This window comes from Erysipelatoclostridium sp. An15, assembly GCF_002160675.1.
Classification (GTDB): domain Bacteria; phylum Bacillota_I; class Bacilli_A; order Erysipelotrichales; family Coprobacillaceae; genus Thomasclavelia; species Thomasclavelia merdavium.
On record NZ_NFLA01000008.1, the window covers coordinates 1 to 21622 of the forward strand.

A 21622-nucleotide genomic window follows, 5' to 3' on the forward strand; every position below is an offset into this window, starting at 1 on the left:
GCTAGGCTGGGGGTGTATAAAAGCTTTAGTGGAGTGATAATGAAAAACCTCCATGTTATAATATACTTGCGGCTACCAACTGCAAATAAAATAACACGGAGGAATGACAAATGAATAAATAAACAATATTCAGATGACTTACATAGTTTATCACACACAAAATGGAGATGCAAATATCATGTAGTATTTGCACCAAAGTATAGAAGAAAAGCATTTTATGATGAAAGAAGAGTCGCAATAGGGGCGATATTAAGACAATTATGCGAATGGAAGGGAGTAAATATAATAGAAGCGGAAGTATGTATAGATCATGTACATATGCTGATAGAAATACCACCAAAATATAGTATTTCAGGATTTATGGGATTTCTAAAAGGGAAAAGTAGCCAAATCATATTTGAAAGATGGGCGAATGCAAAATATAAGTATAGACATCGAGAATTTTGGTGCCGAGGATATTATGTAGATACAGTGGGGAAAAATACAAAAAAAATTAAGGAGTATATCTCAAATCAGTTGAAAGAGGATCAAGAAGGGGAACAACTAACTCTGGATTTTGAAGACCCTTTTAAGGGTAAATAACGACAAGGTGCATGCGGTAGCCGTAAGGCATAAGGAATGTCTTCAGACATGCGCTTTGGGAGCAGGGCTATGCCCGCATAAGTAAAACCACCGGCTAGGCCGGTGGATATTTATTTGTTTTTTTATTAAAATAACACGAATGGATTTTATAGAAATGTCTAGTCAATTGTGTCATAATTTAATAAAGGAAACATTTAATAAAGGAGGTGTAAAAATGGAGGAAGTATTCCAAAATTGGTTAATAAAAAATAACCTTGATAAAAATATTGAACCATTAGTTTATGATGATAGAAAAATATATTCAATAATATATGAAGATTTTTTAGGGGAACTAGTAGTTTGGCATAATTTGATAGTAGAAGAAATTATTACAAATCAAAAAACACGACAGCAAATGTATTATTTGCATTATGAAATTAGTGATAAAACTGAAATAAATGAATTAGTTGAAAATTTTAAATGGCGAATATTTAATATTAATAGACAAGATTTTATCATTAAAAAAGATGATCAATTGCGCAAAATATTACTTTGCTGTTCTAGTGGCTTAACATCAAGTTTATTTGTCATGAAATTAAATAATTTTTGTAAAGAACATAATATTAATTACCATTTTAAAGCAGCAAGTATTTTTGATAAAGAAGCATTGAATAAAGAATATGATTTGCTTTTGATGGCACCGCAAGTACAACATTATACAAAAGGATTAGCTAATATTTTTCATCAGCGGATTTTAAATATTGATCCTAATGATTATGGTCAATATAATTGTAATAATATTATCGCTAAAATTCAGGAGATTTTTTTATAATCATCGTTATGTCTCAATTTCTTTTTGAATAGAAATGGTATATACTATTATTAAAGGTGGTCTTACAGTAAATATATAGAAAGAGAGTAGATGTATATGGAACTGATGATTTCAAGAATTTTAAAATATTTAAACGGGTGTCTTGATGATGATCATATGTACCGAATTGGTAATTTTGTTATCCAGCATTATACAGAAATGGAAAAATATGATTTAAATGGTTTTTTAAGTGCTAGCAATTTTAGTGAAAGTGAATTGCTGGATTTTTGTAGACATTTTGGAATTCATAGTTATGATGAATTTAAGGGACGACTATTAGCAGATCATCAAAGCCGCTTAGAACAAATTCATGCTAGAATGTTGAATTTAGATTGTAATCAGTTTATTGAACATTTAGATACTAGTTATGATAAAGAAGAATTGAATCAGTTAATTGATGAGCTTTGTGATTTGATCTTTAAGAAAAAAAGGATCGTTATTATTGGGGCGCTATATCCAAGTAGTGTAGCTGTTGATTTTCAAACTGATTTAATCTCTTTAGGAAAAGAAGTAGTCGAATATCATAGTTTTGATACCAAATTTGAATTTGGTGACGATGATGTTGTATTTTTCATTACGGCAACAGGTAGATTAATGGAACAAAACGTCAAAAAGTTAAAACCGCAAAATATTTGTGAAGCATATTTAGTATTAATCACTCAAAATATCAAATATCGTCAATATGAAAATATATGTGCTGATTATGCAATAGAAGTATTGGGTAAATTTGATGGAATTCAGTTTAACTATCAAATAATGATGATTTTTGATTTGTTACGGATTCGTTATTATCAAAAATATTATCGTTAATATATCATAATTACAAGATAAGGCATTTTTTAAGTGCCTTTTTTGTTTAGAGTGAAAATATTGTTATTGACTTTGAGTTAACTATAAGTTGTATGATATAAAAAAGAAAGGTGGCTATGACTATGAAGATTATGTTAATAGTTCTAAATGAAGACGATGGAAAAAAGATTGCAAATGAATTAGAGATGGATGATTACAAAGTTACAAGATTAAAAAGTTTAGGTGGTTTTATTAAAGATGGTCAAATAGCAATCATGCTGGCATTAGAAGAATACCAGATTAAAATGGCTTTAAAAACTGTTAAAGATAATTTAGATAATAGTAATGAAAAAATTGAACTTGATAATATTTGTACTTGCACTTTAAATCGATTAACAGTTGATCAGGCAGCAATCTTTATTTTAGATCCAGATAAGTTAATATTAATATAATAATAAATCCTGTTTTTTCATAAAACAGGATTTAATCGTTTATATAATTAAAAAAAACTAATCAATATTAATAATTTCGTATTCACGATTTCCTAATTGTAATTTAGCGGCAGCTTCAACAGTATGAATACCATGACGTGAATCCATACGTTCAATTAATGCAGCTTTTCCATCATCAGGTGAATTAATAACAGCATCATAGCATGCTTGATCTAGAGCTACTGGATCGATAGAAGCAAAGATTCCAATATCTGCCATTTCTGGAGGTGCTGGATGAGAATCACAGTCACAATCGACAGATAAGTTATTAGCTACATTTATATAAACAATATTGTCTTTACCCATGTAATCAATAACTCCTTTACATGCATCAGCCATTGATTCAAGAAAATGATCTTGTTCAGGTAAGTTATCCCATAGTTTTTTAGGATCTGTAGTGACTCCGGCAGTATGAATATTTGCTTTTCCGTTAGAAGATGCAATACCAATACTCATATTTTTTAAAGCACCACCAAAACCACCCATGGCATGACCTTTAAAATGAGATAGGACAACCATTGATTGATAGTTTTTAAAGTGTTCACCAACAATATCAGCTTTTAAATGGAAACCATTAGTAATTGGTAATTCTATTTCTCCAAATTCATCCATAATATCACATGGTGCAATTGCTTTAAATCCATGATCTTCAATAGTTTGCCAATGATCTTTAACATCCATTCTTTTACCACCATAAGCAGTACAACATTCAACAATTGTTCCTTGTAATTTAGAAACTAAATCTTTAATTAGATTAGGATTTAAAAAGTTGTGTCCACCAGGTTCACCTGTAGAAATTTTAATTGCTACTTTACCTTTTAAATCTCTATTTAGTGCTTCATAAATTTTAATTAAACTTTCAGCACTAATCTCTTTAGTAAAATAAACATTTGCTTTTTCCATGACTATCTTCCTTTCTAAAGTTTTCTAACTTTAGTTTCATTATAGTCCTTAAAGTTCACTTTAAGTCAACACTTTTTCCATTACATAGTTAGTTAAAACAACACCATTTCTAATTACTTGTTGTTCTTTAATTACTTGATAACCTCTTTTTAAAAAGAAAGATTTTGCAGTAATTGATGCATGAGTAGTAATCTTAGAAACATTAAATTTCATTTCTAATTTATCACATATTTTAGTAGCGATTCCTTGTTTTTGAAAATCTTTATGGACATATAAACGATCTAAATAACCAGTTTGATCGATATCACCAAAACCAACGATTAAATCGTTTTCTATTGCAACTAAACAATAATTTTTGGCTAATGATTGTTGCCAAATCTTTAGATCAATATTTTTATTTGCCCAGGCATCAACTTGTTCTTTGGTATAGTCTTGAATATTAATGTTATGAACAGTTTGATAAAATAAATCAATGATTTCTTTACAATCTGCACTTCTATATTCTCTAAGTATCATTTAAATACCTCCAAATACTATTCATTATATAATACCTTCTAGATAAATATTAACATTATTTTTTCAAAAATTGAAAGATATTATTATTAAAACTCGCATAAAATCGAGGGTTTTAGCCGATAAAAAATAGTAAAATGTACCTCGTAAGTAACAAATAAGTAACAAAAAAAATCAAAGCTTTGGAACTTTGATTTTTATAATTTCATTGTATAAATCTTCAATAACAGTATCTGTGTATGTGTCAAAAGTCAGATCCTTAAATTTATGCCCAAGCATACGTTTTCTAGCAAATATATCTACATTATACGTTTGACATAATGTTGCAAATGTATCACGAGTGTCATGCATAGTATGCTGCATGTTCAAATTATCCATCAAAATGTAAAATTGACTTTTTTTGAAGTATTGATAACTATGATCTATCAATCTTTTCTTTTTATCAACTATCAGTTCCTTTACAAAAGGTAAAATATATGGATGAATAGGTACTACTCTATCTTTCCCGCTTTCTGTTTTTAAACCGGTTTTAAAATAATAGAAATTGCCATGGTTGATAATTTTTTCTCTAGGAATATTGAGTAATTCGCTAGCTCTTAGACCGCTGTAGATATAAATCAGTACAATCTTCGCTATATCACTGTTATCGTCTATTAGCGTCTTAATTTCATCCGTAGAAAAAGCATAATGTTTAGTTGACTTTTTATTTTCACCACATCGAATGTATTCAGTATAATCATTATCTCTAGAGATATATTGATGTATTACTGCATACTCGAATATCTTCGAACACAATACTTTCATATGGGCCTTCGTACCATGCCCCGCTTTATCCCGGTCAAATATTTCCTGCAGATCAGCAAGGGTTACTTGTGAAATTTTTTCGTTATGAACTTTTTTAAAATGTTTTATCCATGATCTGTAACCAGTAGCTGCAGATTTAGATAACTTTGATAAATCTTCTTCATATATAATGTCAAATATTTCTTTGAAGGTAGGAACATTCTTTTCACGCTGATCAACCAGCTTTTGGAAAGTGTCTGGTGCAAGGGCACGTGCTTCTTTATCGGTTATGGTCTTTTTGTTTGTCAATCTATAAAGTGTTAAGGCATCATCAGCTTCCTGCCATGTTTCAAATGTACCTATTGAAACCTGAATCTGATTACCGGTTAACGTATCATAACCGCTTGTTACTTTAGCGCAGAAAGGTTTTCTTCTTTTACCGGACAGTTTTACTACAGTACCGGCTTTGTTTGGTCTGCGCCTAAATGTTTGCTTTCTAGCCATAATAAAAACACGTCCTTTCAATTGTCATTTGCCTTGAACGTGCTCTTATGGTAAAATTGAGTACGTAAAAGGACTTTTGAGAGAGTCTTTTATATTAAGTGATATAGGCGTATCACTTTTAATTTAGCGATGGTATCTCTACGGGGACCATTGCGTAAACCATCCTATTGGCGTAGGGTGGTTTATTTTTTACATATATCTTTTCAAAGAATCAATTATCTCTTTTTCATAATTATAGATATCATCAATTGTATCAATATCGTATCTAATTCCTTTTTTGTTTTCATCCGGAATAATGATATGTTTATTTCTAGAATTTAGATTAATACGTAAAATCCATTTTCTTATGTTATTATCCAGTAATATTCCAAAGTAACTTTCTGTATCTTTGTAAAAAATACGCTGTGGCTCAATTTCTTTTCTTAAAATTGATTTTACAATTGCATATGAATTTAATTCATCAATTGTTGTAACGATTTTGCTTTCCTCTTTTGAATCTTCAATATCTTCATCTTTTTCATTATCACCACTAGTTAAGGTTTCTTTAAATTTTGAAGATAATTTTTCATTTATATATTGATTCATTGCCCGTTTGGTAATTGGTTTAAATTTATCAATAACCTTTTGATTTTTTACACCATCATATATTCCGGTATTTAATAATAATCTAACAAATTCATCGGAAGGATTTTCCATCAGCTCTTTAAAGGCAAGTTTTGTTAAATTAAGATACTTTAAATCACTAGCAGTATTTAAAATATTATCTATATCTAAATTAGCTTTAATAAATTTTTCTACGTAGGCAATAGATTGTTCGCTTAAATTTTCCATATCTAATATATAGAATGGTTTTTTATCCATAATGTTTGGCTGATCTAAATCACTAAAAAACTTATATATGATACCATTTGTTAAAATAGCAAAACGTGCTCTGGTAGTTCCAAAATATCTAAACAATTGAGAATCATGTTTTGATAAATCATCATTACAAGGTTTTGCTTCGATTAAAATAATCGGTTCATTATCCTTTAAAATAGCATAATCTACTTTTTCACCTTTTTTTATGCCCACATCCGCTGTAAATTCGGGTACAAATTCTAATGGATTGAACACATCATAGCCTAACGCTTGAAAGAAAGGCATTATAAACGACTGTTTAGTAGCTTCCTCTGTTTGAATTTTTTCTTTAAGTTGTTTTATCCTTTCGCTCAAAGAATAAAGTTTTTCATCTAATTCCATTTTTTCTCTCCTTTTTTATTAATTAACACCAAAAATGTGTTTGCCAAATTAAAATTTATTTTTTAATTCCCTGATAATTTGCTCAACTTCTTCCTCACATTCTTCTTCATCTCCTTTTTGACAGAAAAAATGATTTTTAAATATGTGAATAAGTTCATGAGCAGTAGTTTTTATATTCTGTTCACGGCTGTATTTTGAATTTATAGCAACCAGATAGTTACAACCGTTATAATATGCAAATCCTCTAACTGCAGAGGGTATATTGACATAATTAAGATTTATGTTATGAAATCTTAAAAAGTCTTCAAAATTCATAAAATCACATCGTTTCTTTATTGAATGTATCGATGATTTTAAGTATTTGTTCTAAGTCTTGAGGACTTAATTTTCTTGCTTTATCAAAAAGTAAAACCAGCTGATCATTAGCAACTATTTCCTTGTAAAGTTCCAATAGTTCCGGTTTGTCTTTTAGATATTCTACATTTTCGTTATAATCGCCAAGATTTGAATTTTTTGAATTGTGAAAATTAACCTCATTTTCCGCTTCTTTTATTACATCTACATAATTGATATTTAATGCTTCACATACGATAGGTAAAATATCCATATCTATTCGCGATTTGCCGTCTTCATATCTTTTTAATGTGCTTTTTGTTTTGATGCCATTAATCTTATCAACAAGCTGGTCTAAACTTATTTCTTTGTTCAATCTTTCTCTTTTTAAAATTTTGCCTATTTCTTTGTATAGCATCATATCAATTTTTGCCATTGTCTCACCTTCTTTATTTTAATTATACCAAAAAAGTGGGACATTACAATAATAAAAAATAAAAATGTGCCAAAAAAACGTTGCATAAAAACGCAAAAAGTGTTATATTATTCATGTGCCATATAAACGGCACAAAGAAAGGAGGATTAAATGGAAAGATACACGGTAGAACAAGCTAGACGTTTAGCAAAAATTTCACAGACGAAAATGGCACAACTTCTTGGATTAAGTGAGAATACCTACATAAATAAAGAAAAAGGTGAAACAAGATTCTACGTTGATGAGGCATTGCGTTTTGCAAAGTATGTAAATATTCCTTTTGAAAAAATAAAATTTACAAGAAGCTAATTTTTTTTGAAAATAATGTGCCATTAAAACGGAACGGAGTGTTATTTAATCATCGACCAGTTAAATCATATCATTGATATCGATGAAACATCAAACACAGAAGTGTGGTTAGAAGTCATAAAAATGGATTTAAAAAATTTAGGAGGTTAGGTAATGGAGAATAAAGAGGATAAAACAATAATTTACTTATATATAGAAGATGGGAAGTTTTCCTGGAGTAAAGAAAAAATGGAAAATACCGATTTTGAAATCATCAGATTGGAAAATTATAAAAGGTTTAATAGTTTGATAAAAGAAAAAGGATTAAGTAAAGATGACCTAACCCTAATTCTACAGACAATTAAATTGCCTTTCTAGTGACGTATGGAGCTAATTTAGATATTTCTATTTTACCGTCATCTTCAATAAGTGATTTAGCAATAGCGTCAATTGTTTTACTAGTTATTAAATCACGAGAAGAAAGCGGTGTGAAATCAGTTCCTAATAGAGCGTTAAAATCATTTAAATTGGACATGATTTCATTCCAATGAAATTCTAATTTGCTTTCCATTCTAACATGGTCTCGTTCAATCTGCATACACTATCTCCTTTCATTAGATTTCAGCATGGCAGTGCTGATAAATCAATTATAGCATGAGGTGGAAAAAATTATTTATATAACTTTCTTGTCTGAAAGGAACTGATCTAGAGCAAAAATATTTCTTCTCCCCAAAACTAACATATAAGAATACCTGCTTTAGACGGTTCCTCTCAGGCAAGAAGGTGGAAAACAAATCTTAAACAGGAGGTGAGAGTCGTGGATAGTCCGGTTATAAGTGTCGAAGAAGTTGCAAAAATATTAGGCAAAAGCCGACATTTTGTCATAAATGCTGTTGTGAATGGTAGCTTGCCTGGTTGCTATACAATCAGTCCTGGTGGTCGAAGAAATGTAAGTATTCCAAGAAAAGCTTTTGAAAAATTCATGGAGGCATGGGATAGATCACCAGATGAAGAAGTTATAGATGCACTTATTAAAGCTTATGTAAACAAAAATAGCCGACACGGCAATGTCGACTAAACAAAAATATAATCCAATCACATTATAAGTGATTTAAAAGGAGTTGTCAAAGATGAAAAAAAAGGAAATTATTCAGGAACTAGAAAAAATTAAAAAAATCACAAGTATGACTCGTGAAGAACTCTATGAGAAATATCCACAGGCTCGTGAGTATATTTCTGTAACAGATTCTATCTATCCTGGTTTAACAGGAATCGTTAGAAGTGAATTAGGACATCTGATTGAAAGGATCGAGAAAAATGAATTTAGATAAGATGAGCGCCAGAGGCGCATTCACAATCGTAGCAATGATTATAACAGCTGCATTTATCGCAGTTGGAATAATAGAAAAATTATTATAGGAGGATCAATAAGAAAATGGAAAAGGACAGAAAATGGTCAATTCATATAGACAGCAGTGAAAAGTCAGACCAAGTTTGTATAAGTACACAACATACAGATCCGTTTGATATTATGACGTCTATTCATGAACTGATAGAAATATTAGAAGTTAATTATAAAATGAATCCGAAAATAGTATTTCATGCGATCGAAGAAGCATATTTTTTAAACCGTAAACTTAAAGAAAATTTAAAAGCAAGAGAGGTAAATATAGATGTCAATTAAAATTAACAGTCTAGAGTTGGAAAACGTAAAACGAATTAAGGCAGTAAAAGTAGAGCCAACTCAAAATGGATTAACAACAATTGGTGGAAGAAACAATCAAGGTAAAACTTCGGTACTTGATGCAATAGCCTGGACACTGGGTGGTAACAAATTCAAACCTAGCAGTCCTGTTAGAGAAGGTTCAACTATTCCGCCAGTTTTAAATATTACATTAAGCAATGGATTGAAAGTTGAACGTAAAGGTAAAAACAGTACTTTAAAAGTTACTGATCCGAACGGGAATAAAGCTGGACAACAGCTTTTAGATGAATTTATTGAAGAGCTTGCACTTGATCTTCCAAAATTTATGAATGCCAACAACAAAGAAAAGGCTAGTATTCTCTTAAAAATTATTGGAGTAGAAGATCAGCTTATTGAACTTAACCATGAGGAAATTGAATTGTACAACAATCGTCGAGCAATAGGACAGATTGCTGATCAAAAAAAGAAGTATGCTAAAGAACAGGTATTTTATAATGACGTACCTAAAGATTTGATTTCGCCACAAAGTTTGATCAATCAGCAACAAGCTATCTTAGCTCAAAATGGTGAAAATCAGCGCAAACGTGAAAGAGTAACTCAGATCGAATATAGTGTGTCTACTTTGACTAAAGAAATTGCAGCATTGAAAAAACAATTGCAGGCAAAAGAGCAGGAACTCAACAAAGCGACTGCTGATCTAACTATCGCTAAAACAAATGCTTTAGATTTAATAGATCAGTCTACAGAAGAACTTGAAAAGAATTTGGCAGATATCGAAGAAACTAATCGCAAGATTAGAGCAAATCTAGATAAGGAAAAAGCAGAAGAAGATGCTAAACAGTATCAGGTTCAATATGAAAAATTAACTGAACAAATTGAAACAGTTAGAGAAAAACGTATTAATTTATTAAAAAATGCTGACTTGCCATTACCGGGGTTAAGTGTTGAAGATAACGAACTTACATATAACGGTAAAAAATGGGACAGCATGAGCGGTAGTGATCAGTTAAAAGTGGCAACAGCTATTGTTCGAAAATTAAATCCAGATTGTGGATTTGTTCTTATCGATAAGCTGGAACAGATGGATATTGAAACAATGAATGAGTTTGGAGCCTGGTTAGAACAGGAAGGATTGCAAGCTATTGCTACTAGAGTTAGCGTTGGAGATGAATGCAGCATTATTATTGAAGACGGTTATGTAAAAAGCGAACATCCAACCGCCACTACCTGGAAAGCAGGTGAGTTTTAATGCCTTTTGAAATTACTAGTGGAAAAATTGATAAAGCAAAAAAAGTAGTATTTTATGGTCCTGAAGGTGTAGGAAAATCGACTTTTGCAAGTCATTTTCCTGACCCTTTATTTATTGATACAGAAGGATCTACAACAGAACTTGATGTCAAAAGATATCCTAAGCCATCTTCCTGGCAGATGTTAATCCAGGAAGTACAGGAAGTAATTCAATTAAAAAACTGCAAGACATTAGTTATTGACACAGCTGACTGGGCCGAAAAATTATGTACAGAATTTATTTGTTCAAAATTTGGTAAAAGTGGTGTAGAGGATTTCGGCTATGGGAATGGATATACCTACATTGCAGAAGAATGGGGAAGATTTTTAAATCTGCTTCAGGATGTTATAGATGTAGCAAATATTAATGTCGTATTAACAGCACATGCAATTATCAGAAAATTTGAGCAGCCTAATGAAATGGGGGCCTATGACAGATATGAACTTAAGTTAGGTAAAAAAACTACAGGGCAGACAGCCCCTATTACTAAAGAATGGGCAGATATGGTATTATTTGCTAATTACAAAATATTTAGTATACAGGCTGATGAAAAGGGTAAGAAACATAAGGCTCAAGGTGGACAAAGAGTTATGTATACGACACATCACCCATGCTGGGATGCTAAGAATCGTTTTGGACTTCCTGAAGAACTGCCGCTTGATTATTCGGCGATTGCTTATATTTTTGGAACACAATCTAATTCACAGGAAGATATAAAACAAAGTAAACCTGTAACAGATCAGGTTATTGCTAATGAAATTGAAGATAATAAGCCGATAAGTGAATTAGGCAGTGAAATACCACCTATTATTGAAGCTTCTAATGAGACTGTTATACCAGTTCATGAAACAAATTTGCCAAAAGGATTAACAGACTTAATGAATCAGAATTTGGTTACTGAAGAAGAAATAAAAAAAGCAGTAGCTTTAAGAGGATATTATCCTGAAAATACACCAATAGAAAACTATGATCCGGATTTTATAAATGGTGTTTTGATTGGCGCATGGCCAAGTGTTTTAAAAATGATAGAAGAAGAAATAAGAGAATTTTAGAAGGAGATAGTAATTATGGATAATTTTGGAAATAGTTATGGAAATGGATATGGAAATGTAAATGGTAATAACGGATTTGATGGTGAATTAGGATGGGAAGATACGATACAGAAAGAACAGGAATTTATAATTTTGCCACCAGGTGACTATGATTTTACAATTGATGGTTTTGATAGAGCAAGATTTAACGGTTCTGAAAAGATGCCGGCATGTAACCAGGCTATTGTTCATGTCACAATCAATTATAACGGTAGCAAGGTTGTGATTAATCATAGATTAAATCTTCATACAAGAAGTGAAAGTTTCTTAAGTGAATTTTTCAGAGGTATCGGATTGAAGAAAAAGAACGAACCTTTAAGAATGAACTGGAATGCAGTACCAGGAGCAACTGGTCGCTGTAAAGTAGGTACAAGAGTTTATAACGGTAATGAGTACAACGAAATCAAGAAGTTCTATCCAAAAGATGAGATTGTTCAGGCACAGACACCTAATTATAATCCAGGACAATTTTAATGAAGCTTAGACCATATCAGCAGGAGGCACATGATCATATATTTGAAGAATGGGACAAAGGCAATAAGAAAACGCTTCTTGTCCTGCCTACCGGCTGTGGAAAAACAATAGTATTTGCTGAAGTGGCTAAAGACTGCGTCAGTAATGGAGATAGAGTCTTGATTATGGCACATCGAGGAGAACTGCTGGAACAGGCTGCAGATAAGATTGCTAAAAGTACCGGTCTTGGATGTGCTACAGAAAAAGCAGAACAGACATGTATTGGAAGCTGGTACAGAATCGTTGTTGGATCAGTGCAAAGTCTGCAAAGACCAAAACGTATGGAACAGTTTTCGCACGATTATTTCGACACTATTATTATCGATGAAGCACATCACTGTTTAAGCGATGGATATCAGAGAGTTTTAAATTATTTTAATACAGCAAAGGTATTAGGAGTAACTGCCACTCCAGATCGTGGGGATATGAGAAATTTAGGAAGTTACTTTGACAGTCTGGCTTATCAGTATACATTACCAAAAGCAATTAAAGAAGGGTTCCTGTCACCTATAAAGGCGCTTACGTTACCGTTAAAGATGGATTTGTCCGGGGTCGGAGTTCAGGCTGGTGACTTCAAGGTAAGTGATATAGGTACAGCATTGGATCCTTATCTTTATCAGATAGCTGAAGAAATGAAAAAATACTGCAAAGAGAGAAAAACTGTTGTGTTCTTACCTCTGGTAAAAACTTCAAAAAAATTCAGAGATATTCTCAATTCAAATGGTTTTAGAGCAGCTGAAGTAAATGGTGACAGCAAAGATCGTACTGAAGTGTTGAAAGATTTCGAAAATGGAAAATATAACGTTTTATGCAATTCAATGCTGCTTACAGAAGGATGGGATTGTCCGTCTGTTGACTGCATAATCGTGTTGCGACCCACGAAAGTGAGAAGTTTATATTCACAAATGGTCGGCCGTGGTACTCGTCTATATGAAGGCAAGGACCACTTACTGTTACTTGATTTCTTATGGCATACAGAACGTCATGAATTATGTCATCCAGCAAATCTTATTTGCGAAAATGAAGAGGTTGCTAAAACGATGACAAAAAATTTAGAAGAAAAAGCAGCAGCTTGTCTTCCTGAAGATATATTAGAAGCAATTGATATTGAAGAAGCTGAAAAACAAGCTGAAAGCGACGTTGTAGCTAAACGCGAAGAATCTTTAGCTAAACAGCTTGAAGAAATGAAAAAAAGAAAAAGAAAACTTGTTGATCCATTGCAGTTTGAGATGAGCATCATGGATCAGGATTTATCCAGCTATACACCATCTTTCGGATGGGAAATGGCACCAGCAAGTCGAAAACAGATAAAAGCTTTAGAAAAGTTTGGAATTTTTCCAGATGAAATAGATAACGCAGGGAAAGCAAATCTTTTACTTGACCGTTTAAACAAACGGAAAGCTGAAGGACTTACAACCCCTAAACAAATAAGATTTTTAGAGGGACGTGGGTTTCAGCATGTCGGTACATGGCAGTTTGATACGGCTAATAGACTTATAAACCGTATTGCTGCAAACGGGTGGAGAATACCGCGTGATATTAATCCTGCTACTTATAAAGGAGAATAGTCAATGGATTATAAAACTGATCTTATTGAGATACTTGACTATATTGACCCATCTCGTCTTGAATACCAGGAATGGATAAATGTTGGTATGGCACTTAAATACGAAGGATATACTGCAAGTGACTGGGAACGATGGAGTCAAAGAGATTCTGCAAGATACCATCAAAATGAATGTATAAAAAAATGGAATACCTTTACTGGTTCAGGAGTGACCGGTGGAACTATAGTCCAGTATGCAAAAGATCAGGGCTGGACTCCACCGAGTACGAGTAGAGAACCTGGTCATGAGCTGGATTGGAATGATGTAATCAATTCAAAGGATGAAGGAGTAATAGTAGACAGGAACTGGCTTGAGGTCAAGGAGGTTCGGGAACCACGGAGTTGGGACCCAGTAGCTGAACTTATTACTTATCTCGAAACATTATTCGATTCAACTGAAAATGTAGGATATGTTACTAAATCATGGATAAAGGATAATAAACATCTTCCCACTCAGGGGTGCTGGGACAGGACTGCAGGTAAGCTGATACAGGCTCTTGGAAAATGTAAAGGTGATATCGGTGCAGTTTTAGGAGATTACGATTCCGAAACCGGAGCATGGATAAGATTTAATCCACTGGATGGAAAAGGATGTAAAAACGAAAATGTTACGGATTATCGTTATGCACTTGTAGAAAGCGATAAAATGAGCATCGCTGAACAGAATGCAGTAATTAGAGAACTTGAATTACCTGTAGCCTGCTTAGTTCATTCGGGTGGTAAGAGTCTGCATGCAATTGTAAAAATTGAAGCTGCGGATCAAAGAGAGTATCGCAAAAGAGTTGATTATTTATACAACATATGCAAAAAAAATGGTTTTGAGGTTGATACACAAAATCGTAATCCATCACGTCTATCTCGAATGCCTGGAGTTACAAGGAATGGTAAAAAGCAGTTTCTTGTTGCAACAAATATTGGAAAAGAATCATGGGATGAATGGTTTGAATGGATTGAAGGAGTAAATGATGATTTACCTGATCCTGAATCATTGAGTGAATTCTGGAACAGTATGCCTGAACTGGCACCACCTCTTATAGATGGAGTGCTTAGGCAAGGACATAAAATGCTGATAGCTGGACCGTCTAAAGCTGGTAAATCATTTGCACTTATTGAAATGTGTATCGCAATTGCAGAAGGGGAGAAATGGTTTGGCTGGCAATGTGCAAAGGGGAAAGTAATGTATGTAAATTTAGAGCTTGATAGAGCATCATGTCTTCATCGTTTTAAGGATGTTTATACTTCCCTTGGTATAAGGGCAAATAACCTATCAAATATCGATATTTGGAATTTAAGGGGTAAATCTATTCCTATGGATAAACTGGCTCCTAAACTGATTAGAAGAGCGGCTAAAAAGGATTATATAGCTATTATTATAGATCCAATTTACAAAGTTATTACCGGTGATGAAAACAGTGCTGATCAGATGGCCAATTTCTGTAATCAGTTTGACAAAATCTGTAATGAACTTGGAACTGCAGTTATTTACTGTCACCATCATTCAAAAGGGGCACAAGGTGGTAAACGTTCTATGGATCGTGCTAGCGGTTCAGGGGTATTTGCACGTGATCCGGATGCTCTGCTCGATCTTATAGAACTGGATTTGAACGATGCGGTATACAAACAACTAAAGAATAATGCAGCGTGCAAATACTGTATTGACTATCTAAATGATAATTATCCAGGATGGCAAAATGACGTTTCTCAAGACGATATGCTGAGTCAGAGAGAAATGGTTGATTATTGTAAAAAACGTATTTCTAGAGGAAAATATGGCGAATTCGATACCGGCTTAAACAAGGTAAGAGATGAAGTTCATGCAATTACTGGATGGCGTATCGAGGGAACATTGAGAGAGTTCCCAAGATTTGAACCGGTAAATTTATGGTTTGATTATCCTGTTCACAAAGTTGATGAAAGTGGTGTTTTAAGAGATATTGAACCAGAAGATACAAAACCTTTGTGGCAGAAAGCAAGTGAAAAAAGAAAAAAGCAGGCTCAGGAAAATAAGAAAAAAACGGTTAGTGAATTCGAAATAGTGTTTTCAAATATTGAATTTGAAGGCAGAAAAGTACCTGCTCAGGAGCTGGCAGATAAGCTAAATGTAAGTTCTAAAACGCTGTTATCTTGGTTTGGAAACGGTCAAAAACAGAAGCCAGATTTGGTAAAAAATTACGAAGCGTATTTCGGTGAAGATGGAAAAAAATACATTAAAAGAAAGGATGTTTAGGGGTGCGCTCGACCATGGTCTGGCGCATAGGCGCATAGGGGGGTGCGCCGGACCCTATATATAAATATATAAAGTGTGTTTGGAGCACCCACTTACGCGGGCATGGGTAGTCGTGCGACAGCTAACGCACGACGACCACCCATCCCGCACGATAAGTGGCACCAACCTAGAGCATAGGAGAAATAAAAGAATGTGTAGAACTAAAAATAAGAAGAATGGTTTTTCTCGTAGTAAATTGTTGGCGGTTGCAAAACATATGCCACCGCTATATCACAAATTACCAGGAGAAGTTTTCGATATCAAGAAAAGTGAGGTTGTAAAATGGCTAGTTCAGCAACCAGAAATATTAAATTATATTTTCAATCAGATTAAAGGTAAAAACCCTTATATCGTTTATAATCCAACGACGGGTAAATGGCGAGGTATTGATTATGTAAAACAGAATGGAAGTTTTAGCAATTGCAATGTGTGTAATGATCATATGGTCGAAGAAAGGGATTGATTATGAAACAAATTGAATTTTTCATGCCTATGATACCTCCGACCATTACAGCTCAGGAAAAGAAAATCACAGTGGTTAATGGAAAACCAAAATTGTACGATCCGCCGGAGCTGGCTGCTGCAAAAAATAAAATTAAGTCTAATTTGATTCCGTTTGTTCCTGATCAGCCGTTAGATGGTGCTTTGAGGCTTGTTGTTAAGTGGTGCTTTCCAGTAACAGGCAAACACTATGATGGGGAGTATAAATACACTAAACCTGATACAGATGATTTAAACAAGGCTCTGAAGGATATCATGGAAAACCTGGGTTTTTATGTAAATGATTCAAGAGTTGCCAGTGAGACTATTGAAAAATTCTGGGCAGAGGTGCCTGGCATATGGATACATCTAGAAAAAATTTAAGGAGTGATTAATTATGGCAAATATATGCAAAAGCTGTAAGCACAATCAAATGAATATTTGTATTTTAACCAAAGAGCAGGTATTACCAAATAAACAAAAATGCAGTAATTTTGAGACATCTTATGTACAGGAACAGCTATTCGAAGCTGTTGGTGGAGCAAATGATCTACACAACAAAAGAAGATCATGAGGTGTTCGTATGAAAAAATGGAGAAAATTAAAGAATTACGGTCGTTATGTTCAGTGGAAAAACGTAAAGGCTGGATACAGAGAATGTTTCTGGCCAGGTATCAATCCAAACAAAGAAAAAGATTTGGTTGAAGATAGCAAGAGACCACAGAAATATGTACCTAGACCGCGACCATTTCGATTCAAACAGGAGGAATTTAAATGAAAGAACTAAAAATAACAGTAGAGGCTGAAACTACGAAAGCCAAGAACTTTATCATGGATCTTATAAAACTGGTAGACCGGTATGAACCGACAGAAATAATCATCAATTCGGATTTCACAGCAACCTTGAATTTTAGATCCTTGGTTGAACTGAAGCTGAATACTTCAGAGCAGGATGAAACAAAAGATAAGCCGGTCAAACAAAAGAAAAAGGGTAAACACGGCAGGACTCCTGAGCCTAAGAGACAGGTAGATGTTAAAAAATTTAAAGAAGCAGTAGATAAATTAGGCGGGGATAATTTCTCGCAGAATATTGAAAAGGCTATAGATATCAGCGGTCTTTCAAAAAGCAGTATTACTCGTGTCTACTACTGCAAAGACGAATATAAGCCTGCAGGTGGTCTACTGCTGGATGGGTGCGAACGGCTTTATAAACATGTTTTTGGTAAAGAGGAAAGCGTTATTGCAGGAAATAAATCAATCGATCCTGAAAGCGAAAAGAAAAACTGGATAATGATAGTCCGTGTAAGAAACAGCAAGAAAACCACGGACCCTGATGTTATCGCTGATACGATAATGAATAACAACAATATCAGAAGAAATACGACATTTGCTAGTCGTGAAGAAATAATCGATATGATCAACAAACGTAAACAGTGGCTTGAGGCAGAAATGTGAAAGATATAGGTTCAACAATAAATCAAACCCGTTAAAACACGTTAATAAAAAGCGTTTACGGAGCGTTTTAGCAAAATAGGTGTATTTATACCTGCTTTGCTTTTAGAAACTAATATAGGTGTTATTTGGGACCAAAGAAAGGAGAACAAAAGCAATGAATGTACTGGAAATGGAAATGAAAAGATTACATTGTACAGAAGCACAGTTTAATTATGCACTATCGCAGCCACTTGTAAGTTTAAATAAAGAATTTCATTTAAGTTATCATCTGTCGATTTATGAAGAACCAGTAGAACTGCTGGCAGTGGATGACTTGGACCCTATGCAATGGCAGATTAAGTGTCCTTATTGCGGAAGTAGAACAACAATTGGTGATACTTACATGATCAGCGGTTATGTTGGATGTAATCATTGTTACTTCGTGCCTGGAGGACTGCTGGAAACGGTTGAGGATCTTCGGAAAAACAACTACGAAGAGTACGTAAAAGGAAATTTCTACAAGGAAGGATTTAGAAAATGAAAATGAGTGAATGGGCAAAAAGAGAAGTTGAAATTGCTTGCAAAAAAGAAAATTCGGACAGAAAAGAAGGTGAATTCGATTATGGATGCGCCTGCTACGAAAGCGCATTAAAAGCATTTAATTCGTTGCTAGAAGATGGCCATAGTGGCTATAGTATCGGTTTTACTAAAAACATCTTGAATAGATTGATTGATGGACAACCTCTTACTCCAATCGAAGATACAGATGATGTCTGGGAAGAACGAGGTGTTTACAAAGACGGAGTTAAAATGTCATATCAATGTAAGCGTATGGGCTCTTTATTCAAGGATGTTTACGAAGATGACACCGTCAAATATACCGATGTTGACAGATTTATCTGTTACGATAGTGATAGCAATATCGGTTATCATAATGGATTTATTAAAGAAATTGCAACGGAATATGTTGGCGAAATTACTATGCCGTATTATCCATCAACTAAACCTATAAAAGTCTACACCTCTGAATATCTGTTTGATCCGATAAATGGCGATTATGATACTTTATGCATTGAATATTTAGAATTTCCTGATGGTCAAAAAATTACTATAGCTAGATATTTCAAAGAAGCAGAAGATGGCTTTGAGGAAATAGACTATGACGAGTACAAGATGAGACTGGAAATTGCTAGCAAAGACAGATGATCAAATTACTAATTGGACTGGTAGCAGTGACACTGGGGCTCCTTGCCCTGGTTGTTGCTGCACGTTTCGTTGTTTGGGTAGTCGAAGGAGGTAGAAGTCAATGCCAAATAAATACCAGGAAGCACTAAACTATATCGTAAGAAATAGTTGTTACAAGAAAACTATTTGCAGTGAATGTAATATGCATAATAGTTGCCATATTCCTGCTAAAAGGTACGTGGATATTTTGCAAGAATTAGTTGATAAGGCAACACCCACAAAACCCAACATCTATGGTGATGGCTATGATGAATAAGGGGAATTAATATACGACATGTACGATTGCCCGAGGTGTGGTAAATCATATGAAATTGATTATGAAAAATATAGGTATTGTCCAAATTGTGGCTAAGTGATAGATTGGAGTGATAAATATGACTAGAACCGACAAGAAACTGGAAAAATTAGGTTTTATAAAAAAAGTAGAAAACAAACATGGTGCTGCTTACACTAGAACAAACGACGAATATAGCTATATCCATTGTTTGGTTATCCTTCGTAAAGCTAATGAAGACCATATAATTCAATCCTATCAAAGAAGAGTAAATTCAAATGGTTTCAACAACGTGGTAGGTCTAACTTATAAAGAAACGAAATTGGCCCTAAAAAAATATAGGCAGTTAAAGAGAAAGTATAGATGGGAGTAATTGATGATGTTGACTAAAGAAGAATGTTATATCGCTTTAAATGATATGTATGATAGTACCCTTTTAAGTAAAGATGACTGTGAAAATAATCGTGCAATATTAGTACAGTTAATCAAAGAACACTTTATACTTGTAGAAGATATGCGAACAATTACAAAAGATTATAATGCTATCATAAAAAAGAATGAAGAATTAGAATTTGAAAATGAACGTATTTTAAATCAGCTGGTAGAAGCACAAAGAGTATGTAAGGTTAAACAGGATATAATTGACCGGACACGGGATGACAAATTAAAAAAGTTTCCAAATATAGTGGTAGATTATTATGGACCAGAAGCTCAGACACGCCTAGCAATGGAAGAGTGTGCTGAGCTTATCCAGGCAGTCAATAAGTGCCTTCGATATCCAGATAATGAAGAAAAGCATACAGATCTTGTCGAAGAAATGGCTGATGTAGCAATAATGCTTAACCAGCTTATGCTTATTTTCAATGTCAAACATGATGAATTCAATGTGATGATCAAGAAGAAAACTGAAAGAATATTAAATCGGTTAGAGGCAGATAAAAAGAAAGCGGAGGTCTAAAGTTGTGTATATTAGTGAGTTCTGGTGTGGGGTCATAGCTACTATTTTGGTGGAGGTATTAGCAGTGTTTACATTTGCTTATGTTAGTTCAAGAAAGGACGATGATGACGAATGAGGAGCAAAGAGAATATTATGAAAGAGCTGTTGGATCGTTACCAACAGCTTGATGCGGTAAAAGGATGTAAAAGTGCTAGAATGATATTAGAGCTTTATATTCGAAAACTTGAGCTTGAACTAAAATCAATACTGTAGGAGGAATTAAGTGACTATGACATACAAGGAAAAAGTAGATTTTCTATCAAAATACAAAAAGAATTATTTTAGAATTAAGTTTATCGATAGTAAGATAACTAGTCTTAGGGCCAATCCTATTGGTAATGAAGATGAAGAATATCATGGTCCAGGCAAAAATTTAGAGGACTATTTAGATGAAAAAACAACGTTAGAAAAGGAAATGCGTCAGGTTGAGGTAGTGATAGATATGATCAGAAATGAAAACGAGAAATATATTCTTGGTTATAAATTTTTGGAATTTCTAACGCTTGAAGAAATAGCACCACTGATGAACTACTCGTTTAGCTGGGTAAAGAAAAATTACAGAAGAGCCATAAATAATCTAAATATCTAAAAAAGTGTGTCCCTAAATGACCCTAAGTGTCCTTGAATGTCTTGTCAAGTGTGGTATTATGGTATTGTGGAATTTTTGGAAGACAGTAATATACATTCACCTCCCCGGAATCAGTTTTCTGCCTTTCAAAATAAACACTAGGTAAGAAATAATGGCGGCATGGATTGTTCTATATTCTTTCTTTATTTTAGGGTTGATGCTACGGTTTTTAGTTTTTTCATTATTAGATCCTTTTTCAATAAATTTTTCTATAATAAACAAAAGAAGCTCGAAATGAGCATTTTTTGTTTTAGATAAAGCGACATCAATGCCTATATGCCTCCTTAATTTGTTGATCTGCTTGGTAATGATTTTTGGTGTCGCTTTATGTGAAATATTGAACGG

At 33.5% G+C, this 21622-nt stretch carries 32 protein-coding genes; 25 read left to right on the forward strand and 7 right to left on the reverse strand.

The window, feature by feature from the left end:
• Positions 1–114 precede the first annotated feature (114 nt).
• From tnpA to B5E92_RS04200, 4 genes are all read left to right on the forward strand, one after another.
• On the forward strand, positions 115–582 hold the full coding sequence (gene tnpA / locus B5E92_RS04185; protein ID WP_087299509.1) for an IS200/IS605 family transposase: 468 nt from the start codon (positions 115–117) through the stop codon (positions 580–582).
• Positions 583–796: 214 nt separating this feature from the next.
• On the forward strand, positions 797–1393 hold the full coding sequence (locus B5E92_RS04190; RefSeq protein WP_158095185.1) for a PTS sugar transporter subunit IIB: 597 nt from the start codon (positions 797–799) through the stop codon (positions 1391–1393).
• A gap of 96 nt (positions 1394–1489) precedes the next feature.
• Positions 1490–2242 (forward strand): MurR/RpiR family transcriptional regulator, encoded by a 753-nt coding sequence (locus B5E92_RS04195; protein ID WP_087299655.1) that lies wholly within the window; start codon positions 1490–1492, stop codon positions 2240–2242.
• A 122-nt stretch (positions 2243–2364) separates the two neighbouring features.
• The gene (locus B5E92_RS04200; protein ID WP_158095186.1) at positions 2365–2673 is read left to right on the forward strand and encodes a cyclic-di-AMP receptor; all 309 of its coding nucleotides are present in this window, start codon (positions 2365–2367) and stop codon (positions 2671–2673) included.
• A 57-nt stretch (positions 2674–2730) separates the two neighbouring features.
• Here B5E92_RS04200 and B5E92_RS04205 read toward each other — a convergent pair whose 3' ends face one another.
• The 6 genes from B5E92_RS04205 to B5E92_RS04230 form a co-directional block, all read right to left on the reverse strand.
• Positions 2731–3615: a DUF362 domain-containing protein gene (locus tag B5E92_RS04205; protein ID WP_087299515.1), complete on the reverse strand. Its 885-nt coding sequence runs from the start codon at positions 3613–3615 to the stop codon at positions 2731–2733.
• A 60-nt stretch (positions 3616–3675) separates the two neighbouring features.
• Positions 3676–4131, reverse strand: coding sequence for a GNAT family N-acetyltransferase (locus B5E92_RS04210; protein WP_087299517.1), 456 nt, complete (start codon positions 4129–4131; stop codon positions 3676–3678).
• A gap of 171 nt (positions 4132–4302) precedes the next feature.
• On the reverse strand, positions 4303–5415 hold the full coding sequence (locus B5E92_RS04215; protein WP_087299519.1) for a tyrosine-type recombinase/integrase: 1113 nt from the start codon (positions 5413–5415) through the stop codon (positions 4303–4305).
• 189 nt (positions 5416–5604) lie between these two features.
• The gene (locus B5E92_RS04220) at positions 5605–6654 is read right to left on the reverse strand and encodes a type I restriction endonuclease (RefSeq protein WP_087299521.1); all 1050 of its coding nucleotides are present in this window, start codon (positions 6652–6654) and stop codon (positions 5605–5607) included.
• Positions 6655–6702: 48 nt separating this feature from the next.
• Positions 6703–6969 (reverse strand): hypothetical protein, encoded by a 267-nt coding sequence (locus B5E92_RS04225; RefSeq protein ID WP_087299523.1) that lies wholly within the window; start codon positions 6967–6969, stop codon positions 6703–6705.
• A gap of 4 nt (positions 6970–6973) precedes the next feature.
• Positions 6974–7423 carry a helix-turn-helix domain-containing protein gene (locus B5E92_RS04230; protein ID WP_087299525.1) on the reverse strand — a complete coding sequence of 150 codons (450 nt, stop codon included), beginning with the start codon at positions 7421–7423 and terminating at the stop codon, positions 6974–6976.
• Between the two features lie 150 nt (positions 7424–7573).
• Between B5E92_RS04230 and B5E92_RS04235 the strand changes: the two genes are divergently transcribed.
• Positions 7574–7771 carry a helix-turn-helix transcriptional regulator gene (locus tag B5E92_RS04235; protein WP_087299527.1) on the forward strand — a complete coding sequence of 66 codons (198 nt, stop codon included), beginning with the start codon at positions 7574–7576 and terminating at the stop codon, positions 7769–7771.
• Positions 7772–7924: 153 nt separating this feature from the next.
• The gene (locus B5E92_RS04240) at positions 7925–8128 is read left to right on the forward strand and encodes a hypothetical protein (RefSeq protein WP_087299529.1); all 204 of its coding nucleotides are present in this window, start codon (positions 7925–7927) and stop codon (positions 8126–8128) included.
• Here the strand turns inward: B5E92_RS04240 and B5E92_RS04245 are convergent.
• Complete coding sequence (locus B5E92_RS04245; protein WP_087299531.1) at positions 8112–8348, reverse strand: hypothetical protein; 237 nt, start codon at positions 8346–8348, stop codon at positions 8112–8114. The two genes, B5E92_RS04240 and B5E92_RS04245, sit on opposite strands and share 17 nt — an antisense overlap.
• Before the next feature lie 219 nt (positions 8349–8567).
• Between B5E92_RS04245 and B5E92_RS04250 the strand changes: the two genes are divergently transcribed.
• From B5E92_RS04250 to B5E92_RS04335, 19 genes are all read left to right on the forward strand, one after another.
• A complete protein-coding gene (locus tag B5E92_RS04250) occupies positions 8568–8828 on the forward strand; it encodes a helix-turn-helix domain-containing protein (RefSeq protein ID WP_087299533.1) in 261 nt (86 codons plus the stop codon).
• Positions 8829–8880: 52 nt separating this feature from the next.
• A complete protein-coding gene (locus B5E92_RS04255; protein WP_087299535.1) occupies positions 8881–9081 on the forward strand; it encodes a hypothetical protein in 201 nt (66 codons plus the stop codon).
• A 104-nt stretch (positions 9082–9185) separates the two neighbouring features.
• Entirely contained in the window at positions 9186–9434 is a 249-nt protein-coding gene (locus B5E92_RS04260; protein WP_087299537.1) for a hypothetical protein, read from the forward strand.
• Entirely contained in the window at positions 9424–10704 is a 1281-nt protein-coding gene (locus tag B5E92_RS04265) for an AAA family ATPase (protein ID WP_087299539.1), read from the forward strand. The genes B5E92_RS04260 and B5E92_RS04265 overlap by 11 nt, the downstream gene beginning before the upstream one ends.
• Positions 10704–11795 carry an ATP-binding protein gene (locus B5E92_RS04270; protein WP_087299541.1) on the forward strand — a complete coding sequence of 364 codons (1092 nt, stop codon included), beginning with the start codon at positions 10704–10706 and terminating at the stop codon, positions 11793–11795. Before B5E92_RS04265 ends, B5E92_RS04270 begins: the two co-directional genes overlap by 1 nt.
• 15 nt (positions 11796–11810) lie before the next feature.
• The gene (locus B5E92_RS04275) at positions 11811–12308 is read left to right on the forward strand and encodes a DUF669 domain-containing protein (RefSeq protein ID WP_087299543.1); all 498 of its coding nucleotides are present in this window, start codon (positions 11811–11813) and stop codon (positions 12306–12308) included.
• A complete protein-coding gene (locus tag B5E92_RS04280; protein WP_087299544.1) occupies positions 12308–13915 on the forward strand; it encodes a DEAD/DEAH box helicase in 1608 nt (535 codons plus the stop codon). The genes B5E92_RS04275 and B5E92_RS04280 overlap by 1 nt, the downstream gene beginning before the upstream one ends.
• 3 nt (positions 13916–13918) lie before the next feature.
• A complete protein-coding gene (locus B5E92_RS04285) occupies positions 13919–16180 on the forward strand; it encodes an AAA family ATPase (RefSeq protein ID WP_087299546.1) in 2262 nt (753 codons plus the stop codon).
• 190 nt (positions 16181–16370) lie between these two features.
• On the forward strand, positions 16371–16682 hold the full coding sequence (locus tag B5E92_RS04290) for a hypothetical protein (RefSeq protein ID WP_087299548.1): 312 nt from the start codon (positions 16371–16373) through the stop codon (positions 16680–16682).
• Between the two features lie 2 nt (positions 16683–16684).
• Positions 16685–17083: a RusA family crossover junction endodeoxyribonuclease gene (locus B5E92_RS04295; RefSeq protein WP_087299550.1), complete on the forward strand. Its 399-nt coding sequence runs from the start codon at positions 16685–16687 to the stop codon at positions 17081–17083.
• A 13-nt stretch (positions 17084–17096) separates the two neighbouring features.
• Entirely contained in the window at positions 17097–17273 is a 177-nt protein-coding gene (locus B5E92_RS15465; protein WP_158095187.1) for a hypothetical protein, read from the forward strand.
• 9 nt (positions 17274–17282) lie between these two features.
• On the forward strand, positions 17283–17477 hold the full coding sequence (locus B5E92_RS04300; RefSeq protein WP_087299552.1) for a hypothetical protein: 195 nt from the start codon (positions 17283–17285) through the stop codon (positions 17475–17477).
• Complete coding sequence (locus B5E92_RS04305; protein WP_087299554.1) at positions 17474–18154, forward strand: hypothetical protein; 681 nt, start codon at positions 17474–17476, stop codon at positions 18152–18154. Before B5E92_RS04300 ends, B5E92_RS04305 begins: the two co-directional genes overlap by 4 nt.
• A 154-nt stretch (positions 18155–18308) precedes the next feature.
• Entirely contained in the window at positions 18309–18674 is a 366-nt protein-coding gene (locus tag B5E92_RS04310) for a hypothetical protein (RefSeq protein WP_087299556.1), read from the forward strand.
• A complete protein-coding gene (locus tag B5E92_RS04315) occupies positions 18671–19339 on the forward strand; it encodes a hypothetical protein (RefSeq protein ID WP_087299558.1) in 669 nt (222 codons plus the stop codon). The genes B5E92_RS04310 and B5E92_RS04315 overlap by 4 nt, the downstream gene beginning before the upstream one ends.
• 100 nt (positions 19340–19439) lie before the next feature.
• Positions 19440–19634, forward strand: coding sequence for a hypothetical protein (locus tag B5E92_RS04320; protein ID WP_239406390.1), 195 nt, complete (start codon positions 19440–19442; stop codon positions 19632–19634).
• Positions 19635–19752: 118 nt separating this feature from the next.
• Positions 19753–20025: a hypothetical protein gene (locus B5E92_RS04325; RefSeq protein WP_087299560.1), complete on the forward strand. Its 273-nt coding sequence runs from the start codon at positions 19753–19755 to the stop codon at positions 20023–20025.
• 3 nt (positions 20026–20028) lie between these two features.
• Positions 20029–20610, forward strand: a complete 582-nt coding sequence (locus tag B5E92_RS04330) for a MazG nucleotide pyrophosphohydrolase domain-containing protein (protein ID WP_087299562.1) — start codon at positions 20029–20031, stop codon at positions 20608–20610.
• 268 nt (positions 20611–20878) lie between these two features.
• Positions 20879–21238, forward strand: coding sequence for a hypothetical protein (locus B5E92_RS04335; RefSeq protein WP_143357566.1), 360 nt, complete (start codon positions 20879–20881; stop codon positions 21236–21238).
• The last annotated feature ends 384 nt before the right edge of the window (positions 21239–21622 follow it).

Bases quoted from the DNA above. Each gene is read 5' to 3' on its own strand.
- B5E92_RS04225 (WP_087299523.1), bottom strand. From the start codon at position 6,969: ATGAATTTTGAAGACTTTTTAAGATTTCATAACATAAATCTTAATTAT.
- B5E92_RS04270 (WP_087299541.1), top strand. From the start codon at position 10,704: ATGCCTTTTGAAATTACTAGTGGAAAAATTGATAAAGCAAAAAAAGTA.
- B5E92_RS04245 (WP_087299531.1), bottom strand. From the start codon at position 8,348: ATGCAGATTGAACGAGACCATGTTAGAATGGAAAGCAAATTAGAATTT.
- B5E92_RS04305 (WP_087299554.1), top strand. From the start codon at position 17,474: ATGAAAGAACTAAAAATAACAGTAGAGGCTGAAACTACGAAAGCCAAG.
- B5E92_RS04330 (WP_087299562.1), top strand. From the start codon at position 20,029: ATGATGTTGACTAAAGAAGAATGTTATATCGCTTTAAATGATATGTAT.
- B5E92_RS04255 (WP_087299535.1), top strand. From the start codon at position 8,881: ATGAAAAAAAAGGAAATTATTCAGGAACTAGAAAAAATTAAAAAAATC.
- B5E92_RS04290 (WP_087299548.1), top strand. From the start codon at position 16,371: ATGTGTAGAACTAAAAATAAGAAGAATGGTTTTTCTCGTAGTAAATTG.
- B5E92_RS04310 (WP_087299556.1), top strand. From the start codon at position 18,309: ATGAATGTACTGGAAATGGAAATGAAAAGATTACATTGTACAGAAGCA.
- B5E92_RS04325 (WP_087299560.1), top strand. From the start codon at position 19,753: ATGACTAGAACCGACAAGAAACTGGAAAAATTAGGTTTTATAAAAAAA.
- B5E92_RS04195 (WP_087299655.1), top strand. From the start codon at position 1,490: ATGGAACTGATGATTTCAAGAATTTTAAAATATTTAAACGGGTGTCTT.
- B5E92_RS04285 (WP_087299546.1), top strand. From the start codon at position 13,919: ATGGATTATAAAACTGATCTTATTGAGATACTTGACTATATTGACCCA.
- B5E92_RS04315 (WP_087299558.1), top strand. From the start codon at position 18,671: ATGAAAATGAGTGAATGGGCAAAAAGAGAAGTTGAAATTGCTTGCAAA.
- B5E92_RS15465 (WP_158095187.1), top strand. From the start codon at position 17,097: ATGGCAAATATATGCAAAAGCTGTAAGCACAATCAAATGAATATTTGT.
- B5E92_RS04205 (WP_087299515.1), bottom strand. From the start codon at position 3,615: ATGGAAAAAGCAAATGTTTATTTTACTAAAGAGATTAGTGCTGAAAGT.
- B5E92_RS04300 (WP_087299552.1), top strand. From the start codon at position 17,283: ATGAAAAAATGGAGAAAATTAAAGAATTACGGTCGTTATGTTCAGTGG.
- B5E92_RS04235 (WP_087299527.1), top strand. From the start codon at position 7,574: ATGGAAAGATACACGGTAGAACAAGCTAGACGTTTAGCAAAAATTTCA.
- B5E92_RS04230 (WP_087299525.1), bottom strand. From the start codon at position 7,423: ATGGCAAAAATTGATATGATGCTATACAAAGAAATAGGCAAAATTTTA.
- B5E92_RS04280 (WP_087299544.1), top strand. From the start codon at position 12,308: ATGAAGCTTAGACCATATCAGCAGGAGGCACATGATCATATATTTGAA.
- B5E92_RS04265 (WP_087299539.1), top strand. From the start codon at position 9,424: ATGTCAATTAAAATTAACAGTCTAGAGTTGGAAAACGTAAAACGAATT.
- B5E92_RS04320 (WP_239406390.1), top strand. From the start codon at position 19,440: ATGCCAAATAAATACCAGGAAGCACTAAACTATATCGTAAGAAATAGT.
- B5E92_RS04295 (WP_087299550.1), top strand. From the start codon at position 16,685: ATGAAACAAATTGAATTTTTCATGCCTATGATACCTCCGACCATTACA.
- B5E92_RS04215 (WP_087299519.1), bottom strand. From the start codon at position 5,415: ATGGCTAGAAAGCAAACATTTAGGCGCAGACCAAACAAAGCCGGTACT.
- B5E92_RS04210 (WP_087299517.1), bottom strand. From the start codon at position 4,131: ATGATACTTAGAGAATATAGAAGTGCAGATTGTAAAGAAATCATTGAT.
- B5E92_RS04260 (WP_087299537.1), top strand. From the start codon at position 9,186: ATGGAAAAGGACAGAAAATGGTCAATTCATATAGACAGCAGTGAAAAG.
- B5E92_RS04190 (WP_158095185.1), top strand. From the start codon at position 797: ATGGAGGAAGTATTCCAAAATTGGTTAATAAAAAATAACCTTGATAAA.
- B5E92_RS04335 (WP_143357566.1), top strand. From the start codon at position 20,879: ATGACATACAAGGAAAAAGTAGATTTTCTATCAAAATACAAAAAGAAT.
- B5E92_RS04275 (WP_087299543.1), top strand. From the start codon at position 11,811: ATGGATAATTTTGGAAATAGTTATGGAAATGGATATGGAAATGTAAAT.
- B5E92_RS04200 (WP_158095186.1), top strand. From the start codon at position 2,365: ATGAAGATTATGTTAATAGTTCTAAATGAAGACGATGGAAAAAAGATT.
- B5E92_RS04240 (WP_087299529.1), top strand. From the start codon at position 7,925: ATGGAGAATAAAGAGGATAAAACAATAATTTACTTATATATAGAAGAT.
- B5E92_RS04220 (WP_087299521.1), bottom strand. From the start codon at position 6,654: ATGGAATTAGATGAAAAACTTTATTCTTTGAGCGAAAGGATAAAACAA.